The following is a 6638-nucleotide window of genomic DNA, read 5'->3' as shown; positions in this document are numbered from 1 at the left end:
CGGCCGCACCCTCGGCCCCATCGCCAAACCCAAGCAGATCAAAGTCGTCGGCGAACTCCCCAAGACCCGCTCCGGCAAAATCATGCGCCGCCTCCTGCGCGACATCGCCGAAGGCCGCGAAGTCGGCGACACCACCACCCTTGCCGACAGCACCGTCATGAGCCAGATCCAGGCCCAGCTCCCGCCCGCCGGCGACAACGGCTGAGCGCGCTGACACCAGAGTGAGGCAACGGGCGGGGCCCCGGGCGGGCGGTGATGACCGCCCGGGGCCCCGTCGTCATGCGGGCGTGACGGCCTGCCGTTCAACCGCCCTGCCGCCTGCCGTCATGTCGTGCAGTCGGCCTGCTGCTCAACCGCCCTGCCGCTCAACCGGGGGCCTCCGGGCCGCGCCGCTGCGCGGTCAGGGTCCGCAGGGTCTCGTACGCGCTCTGGACGAAGCCACGGCTGCGCAGCGACCGTGCCCTGGCCATCACCGCCAGACCCACCTGCGCCCGCGGGCTGAACCCGGCGAAGGCGGCGAAGCCCCGGGTGGAGCCGGCGTGGAACACGAGTTCCTCGCCGTCGGCCTCGTCCGGGTCCGGCCCCGCGGCCACCGACCGCTGGTTCCAGCCCAGGCAGATCCGGGTGGCACCGCCCCGGCGCCGGCCCGCCCGCGGCCGGCGGACCTCGCCGAGCGCCGTCCGCAGCACCGCCGCGTCGGCCCGCTCCGCGAGCGGGACGGCGTCCAGCGACAGGTGCGCCTGGAGGTAGCGGAGCATGTCGTCCGCGGTCGAGCGCAGCGCGGCCGCGCCCGGCAGGGCCGGCAGCCGGAAGGACGGCACCCGGCGCCCGCGCCGGTACCCGGCGACCTCCTCCCGGCCGGGGCCGCTGGAGGTGTCGACCAGGCCGAGCGGCCCGCAGACCCGGGCGGCCAGGAGGTCGTCGTAGCGCTGTCCGGCCGCGTTGGCCAGCAGCAGGCCGAGCAGTCCGCAGCCGAGGCTGGAGTAGCGCACCTGCGTGCCGGGGGTCCCCCGGACGGGGGTCCGCGGCAGGGCCCTGAGCAGGTGGGCCGGGCCGAACGTGGCGTACGGGCTGGTGAACCACCGGGGTGCCATAGCGGGCAGCAGGCCGACCGGCAGCCGGGGCAGGCCCGAGGTGTGGGTGGCCAGGTGGAGCAGGGTGATCGGCCGCTCGTGCGGGTAGCCGGGGGCGGCGTCGGCGGGCAGGTAGCGGTCGATCGGATCGTCGTACCGGACCTCGCCACGGGCGGCCATCTCGGCGAGCAGCAGTCCGGTGAACGTCTTCGTCACGGAGCCGAGTTCGAACCGGGTGTCGGCCCGGACCGGGTACCGGCCGGAACGGTCGGAGCGTCCGCGGCAGACGACCGTCCGTTCGTCGCCGCGGATGACCGCAACGGCGACTCCCCCGCTGGGACCGGCCGCGCGGACCAGCGGGCGGAGCAGGCGGTCGAGGTCCGCGGGGAGCTCTGGTTCATCCGGGCCGGCGGGGCCGGGCAGGTCGGCGGACACGACGGTCTCACCGGGTAAGAGCGGCGGTCTGGGCATGGGGTGCCTCCGAAGCGGCGCAAGGGATCTGACGGGGGATGACGCCTGGGCCCGGATCGGGCGGCGCCTGCATCCGACGATAGGAACGCGTTCACTCGTCTGCACGCGGCCGGGGCCGTTCGGGTACGGCGCCGGTGCTCCACGAGGGTGCAGAACACAGCACGAGGGCTTAAGTCCTTAGGTAGGACAATCCGGATGTCACTCGGACGTTCCCGTTAGACTGCCAAGGACGCATCAAGGTCCTCGAACAGGAATCCGGGCGTCACAGGGCGCGCCGGGAAGTCTGGTCGGCACTTTGCACCACGTGTGCATCCGTGTGCCGTTCCCAGCCCGCAGGAGGTCCGAGCGTGACCCGACAGCCGCCCGTCAACGAGCCGACGCCCCGCCGCCGGCTGCTCCTCGGCCGGCTGCCCCTGCCCGAGCGCGCCTACATCACCGACGCGCTGCGCACCGAGACGGTCGGCGGCGTCCTGCTCCTGATCGCCGCGGTGATCGCGCTGGTCTGGGCGAACGTCTGGCCGGCCGCGTACGAGAGCGTCCTCGACCACACCGTCGGTCCGTCCGCCCCGCTGCACCTCGACCTGACGCTCGCCAACTGGGCCACGGACGGCCTGCTGACGATCTTCTTCTTCGTCGCCGGAATCGAGCTCAAGCGCGAGTTCGTCGCGGGTGAGCTGCGCAGCCCGAGCGCCGCCGTACTGCCCGTCATAGCCGCGGTCTGCGGCGTCGCGCTGCCCGCGTTCCTGTTCGCCCTGATCAACTCGGGCAGCGGCGGCCACCCGGACGGCTGGGCGATCCCGACCGCCACCGACATCGCCTTCGCCCTCGGCGTCCTGGCCGTGGTCGGCAGCCACCTGCCCTCGGCGCTGCGCGCCTTCCTGCTCACCCTGGCCGTCGTGGACGACCTGATCGCGATCCTGATCATCGCGGTCTTCTACAGCTCCGGCATCAAGTTCTGGGCGCTCGGCCTGGCCTTCGCCGGCCTGGTGCTGTTCTGGTTCCTGCACCGGCGCGGGGTGCACGGCTGGTACCTGTTCGTGCCGCTGGCCTTCGTCATCTGGGCGCTGATGCACGAGAGCGGCGTGCACGCCACGGTCGCGGGCGTCGCCATGGGCCTGATGCTGCGCTGCCACCGCGAGGGCGACGAGGAGCAGTCCCCCGGCGAGCACATCGAGCACCTGGTCCGGCCGCTGTCGGCCGGGCTGGCCGTCCCGGTGTTCGCGCTGTTCGCGGCCGGGGTGACGCTCTCCGGCCCGGCGCTGCGCGAGGTGTTCACCCAGGCCACGCCGCTCGGCATCGTCATCGGGCTGCTGGTCGGCAAGACGGTGGGCATCTTCGGCGGCACCTGGCTGGCCGCCCGGTTCACCCGGGCCGAGCTGAACCCGCAGCTCAAGTGGGCCGACCTGTTCGCCGTCGCGGTGCTCGCGGGGATCGGCTTCACCGTCGCGCTGCTGATCAGCGAGCTGGCCTTCCCCGGGGACCTGGCGCTCGCCGACCTTTCGAAGACGGCCGTCCTGGTGGGCTCGGTGCTGTGCGCGGTGGTCGCCACCGTGCTGCTCAAGCTCCGCAACCGGCACTACCGCGCGCTGTGCGAGGAGGAGGACCGGGACACGGACGGCGACGGCGTCCCGGACGTCTACCAGCCGGACGACCCGGCCTGGCGGACCCGGCTGACCGACGTCGCGCCGCACCCCGGCGACGACCGGCCGGGCACCGGCAACGACCGGTCGGCCACCGGTGCCGTCCGTCCCGACGACCGGCACCGCCCCGGCACGCCGTAGGGTCGCTGAGGGCCGCTCAGGGCCCCCGTGGCCCGCTCGGGCACCCGTCCGGCACTCCGGACACCCGCGGGGCCCCCGCGGCGCCCCAGGGGCCCGCCACGGCCTCCACGGGGCCCCGGCAGCCGGGACACGTCCCTCCGGCGGGGCCCCGGAGTGGTGTGCGACTGGCCGGTAGGGGCATGATTCTGAGCTGTCGACAGTCCACTGACGCCCCCGGGCCCCTCCGGCCCCCGGAACCGCACCGCGCGGCGGCGTCACGCCGCACAGCCGCAGAGGAGAACCGCTGATGCCCGCAGGAGCCGCAGACCCGTCCAGCAACGGCCGGGCGCCCTACGAGGGCGAGCGTTCGGTGGGGCAGCTGTTCGCGGCGGCCACCGCCGACCTGTCCGCGCTCGTCCACGACGAGATCGCGCTCGCCAAGGCCGAGCTGCGGGCGGACGTCAAGCGCGGCGTCTCCGGCGGCGTGTCGCTGACGGTCGCGGGCGTGGTGGCGCTGGCCTCCGTCCCGATGCTGAGCGCCGCGGCGGCCTTCGGCATCCACGCGCTGGGCCTGTCGCTCGGCTGGTCGTTCCTGATCGTGGCCGGCGCCTACCTGCTGCTCGCGGTGCTGCTCGGCATGCTGGCCTGGCGTTCCTTCAAGAGGATCGAGAAGCCGGTCCGCACGATCGAGGGCGCCCAGAAGACCGCCGACGTGCTGAGGAACGCCCGCCCGCGGCCGGCCACCAAGGAGGAGATCGACCGCGCGCTGGGCCGCATCCCGTAAGGGCGCGGCCCGGCCGGGCACACCGACAACGAGTGCCGGGCGCGTGTCCGGCGCACGGATGTGACACGCTCTCGGTATGCCGCTTGACCAGAAGCCCCTGCCCGCGCAGCCGCCCGCCGACTCCGGCTCCGTCCGGGAGCCCGGTCGGGAGGCCGCCGCGAAGGCCGCGGAGGGCGTCGACGGGACCGCCGGGGAGGCCCCCGGCGACACCGTGGCCGGGGCGCCCGGCAGCACCGGGGCCGACGCCTGGAGCATCCGGCAGGGCGGCCCGTGGACGCACCGCGACCTCGCCGCCAACGGCGCCCGGTTCCACATCGCCGAGCTGGGCGAGGGCCCGCTGGTGCTGCTGGTGCACGGTTGGCCGGAGTACTGGTGGGCCTGGCGCCACCAGCTGACCGCGCTCGCCGGGGCCGGCTACCGGGCGGTCGCGCTCGACCTGCGCGGCATCGGCGGCAGCGACCGCACGCCGCGCGGGTACGACCCGGGCAACCTCGCCCTGGACATCACCGGGGTGATCCGCTCGCTCGGCGAGCGCCGGGCCCACCTGGTCGGGCACGCCTCGGGCGGCACGCTGGCCTGGGTGGCGGCGGTGATGCGCCCGTCGGTGATCCAGAGCCTCACCGTGGTCTCCGCCGCGCACCCGCGGGACCTGCGCCGGGCGCTGCTCACCGACCGCAAGCAGATCGCCGCCTTCGAGCACGTGCTGGGCTTCCAGCGGCCGTGGATACCCGAACGCCGTCTGGTCGCCGACGACGCCGCGCTGGTCGCCCGCTACCTGGAGGAGTGGACCGGGCCGGACAAGCTGGACGCGGCCGCGGTGCACGCGTACCGGCAGGCGATCCAGATCCCCAGCACCGCGCACTGCTCGATCGAGCCGTACCGCTGGCTGCTGCGGTCGATGGCCCGTCCGGACGGCATCCAGTTCGCCCGCCGGATGAAGAAGCCGATCGCCGCGCCCACGCTGCACGTCCAGGGGGCGGCGGACCCGGTGCTGCTCTCGCACACCGCGCTCGGCGGCGGCGAGTACGTGGCGGCGCCGTACCGGTGGCGGCTGATGCCGGGCGTCGGGCACTTCCCGCACGAGGAGGCGCCGGCGGAGTTCACGGCCGAGCTGCTGGACTGGGTCGGTCAGCACAAGGAGTGAGCGTGCCGGGCGGGGCTCCCCGCCCTGCCCGCCTCAACTCCTTTAATGTTGAGCTCATATGACAAACGCATAGGCCACTTTCGATGGCGTCCGGACGGTTACCCCGACCGGCCCAGGGGCATCCATTCCGGTATGACCTGGATGCCCGATCGCGGCGGCGCATCGCGCGGCCGACGCCAGAACAGCCCGCACCGGTCCGCCCCCCGTACCGATTGGGCGGACGACCTCGGCTACGACGGCACGGACCGCCGTCAGCGCGCGGCGCAGCGACAACTCGGCATCCCGCACATCCTCGGCCGGCGCGCCCGCTGGGTGGGCGCACGGCTGCGGCGCGAGACCTGAGGCCCCGCGCCGCTGTCGTCAACGACCTGCCGTCCGGTTCACCCGGGCCGTACGCGCCCGGCCACGGCCGTCGCCCTTCGTGACGATCCGGTTCACGCGTCGGTTCACGCGTCGGTTCACGCGTCAGTTCACGAGCCGGACTCACGAACCGGTTCGCGCGTCAGTTCACGCGTCAGTTCACGAGCGTCGGCGACAGCGCCGTGAACCAGAGCAGGACGAAGGTCGCCACCGACATGATCGGCACCAGCACCTTGGTCTCGACGTTGTTGCCGCTGCGCTTGATCAGCACGATCTCGTAGCGCTCCTTGTGCGGCCAGAGCAGCGGCGCGCCCTTCTTCGTCAGGCAGTCGCCGAGCAGGTGCGCCAGCGTGCCGAGGCCGACCGCGTACGGCAGCCAGCCGGGGGCGTTCGGCATCCAGGTGTTCATCCCGAAGGTGCCGAGCGCGGCCAGGCCGACGACGGTGATCCACGCCTCCGGGCCGTCGCCGGGCGGGCAGAGCCGCAGCGCCCGGATCGCGAGCGCCAGTAGGAAGAACGTCACCGCGAGGGTGAAGTTGCGGCCCAGGAAAGTGACGCCCGCCCAGGTGCCGCCGCCCATCAGCGCGACGAACAGCAGCGAGTGGGTGGCGTGCCGGTGACCGCCGGAGGCCCAGGCCACGAAGCGGCAGAGCGCCTTGGAGAGCGGGCCGAGGAAGTTGGCGATGGAGCCGTCGTGGTGGTCGAGGTCCGGCAGCAGGGCCGCGCCCGCGCACAGCACCGTGCCCATCAGTATGTCCGCCGGCTGCAGCGTGGTGTGCAGCAGCAGCGGGGGCAGGAACGGCACCGAGGCCGCGTACAGCATCGCCCCGCTGACCGCGTGCGAGTGACCCATCATCGGACTACCACGACCTCCCGTCGACCTCACTCCGGGACCGGCGCCGGATTGAGCCGAACGGGTGAGCGCGGCCGAGGCTACCAGGGCGGACTGACGGTCCGACGGATATCGGATCCCTCCGTACCGGCGCGCCGGTCCGGGGGTGGAGGGCCGGGGTGGAGGGCCGGGGTGGAGGGCCGGCCCGCGACGG

At 73.8% G+C, this 6638-nt stretch carries 7 protein-coding genes; 5 read left to right on the top strand and 2 right to left on the bottom strand.

Annotated features, from left to right (window positions below; genetic code table 11):
- Positions 1-205, top strand: a 205-nt coding sequence (locus tag PUR71_RS14135) for an AMP-binding enzyme (protein ID WP_443077441.1), incomplete at its 5' end; no start/stop codon positions are given.
- Between the two features lie 160 nt (positions 206-365).
- Here the strand turns inward: PUR71_RS14135 and PUR71_RS14130 are convergent.
- Complete coding sequence (locus PUR71_RS14130; protein WP_329927316.1) at positions 366-1544, bottom strand: serine hydrolase domain-containing protein; 1179 nt, start codon at positions 1542-1544, stop codon at positions 366-368.
- Between the two features lie 347 nt (positions 1545-1891).
- On the opposite strand from PUR71_RS14130, the gene nhaA reads away from it, so the two are divergent.
- The 4 genes from nhaA to PUR71_RS14110 all read left to right on the top strand — a co-directional run bounded on the left by nhaA (position 1892) and on the right by PUR71_RS14110 (position 5574).
- Positions 1892-3325, top strand: coding sequence for a Na+/H+ antiporter NhaA (nhaA, locus tag PUR71_RS14125; protein ID WP_329927315.1), 1434 nt, complete (start codon positions 1892-1894; stop codon positions 3323-3325).
- 286 nt (positions 3326-3611) lie between these two features.
- Positions 3612-4088 carry a phage holin family protein gene (locus tag PUR71_RS14120; protein WP_329927314.1) on the top strand — a complete coding sequence of 159 codons (477 nt, stop codon included), beginning with the start codon at positions 3612-3614 and terminating at the stop codon, positions 4086-4088.
- A gap of 76 nt (positions 4089-4164) precedes the next feature.
- Positions 4165-5232, top strand: coding sequence for an alpha/beta fold hydrolase (locus tag PUR71_RS14115; protein WP_329927313.1), 1068 nt, complete (start codon positions 4165-4167; stop codon positions 5230-5232).
- Between the two features lie 132 nt (positions 5233-5364).
- Positions 5365-5574, top strand: a complete 210-nt coding sequence (locus tag PUR71_RS14110; protein ID WP_329927312.1) for a hypothetical protein — start codon at positions 5365-5367, stop codon at positions 5572-5574.
- A gap of 172 nt (positions 5575-5746) precedes the next feature.
- Here PUR71_RS14110 and PUR71_RS14105 read toward each other — a convergent pair whose 3' ends face one another.
- Positions 5747-6448 (bottom strand): metal-dependent hydrolase, encoded by a 702-nt coding sequence (locus tag PUR71_RS14105; RefSeq protein WP_329927311.1) that lies wholly within the window; start codon positions 6446-6448, stop codon positions 5747-5749.
- Positions 6449-6638: the final 190 nt, after the last annotated feature.

Source organism: Streptomyces sp. SP17BM10 (assembly GCF_036322405.1).
GTDB lineage: Bacteria > Actinomycetota > Actinomycetes > Streptomycetales > Streptomycetaceae > Kitasatospora.
The sequence above is the reverse complement of the archived record's forward strand: the minus strand, read 5'-3'. Positions and strand labels throughout refer to the sequence as shown.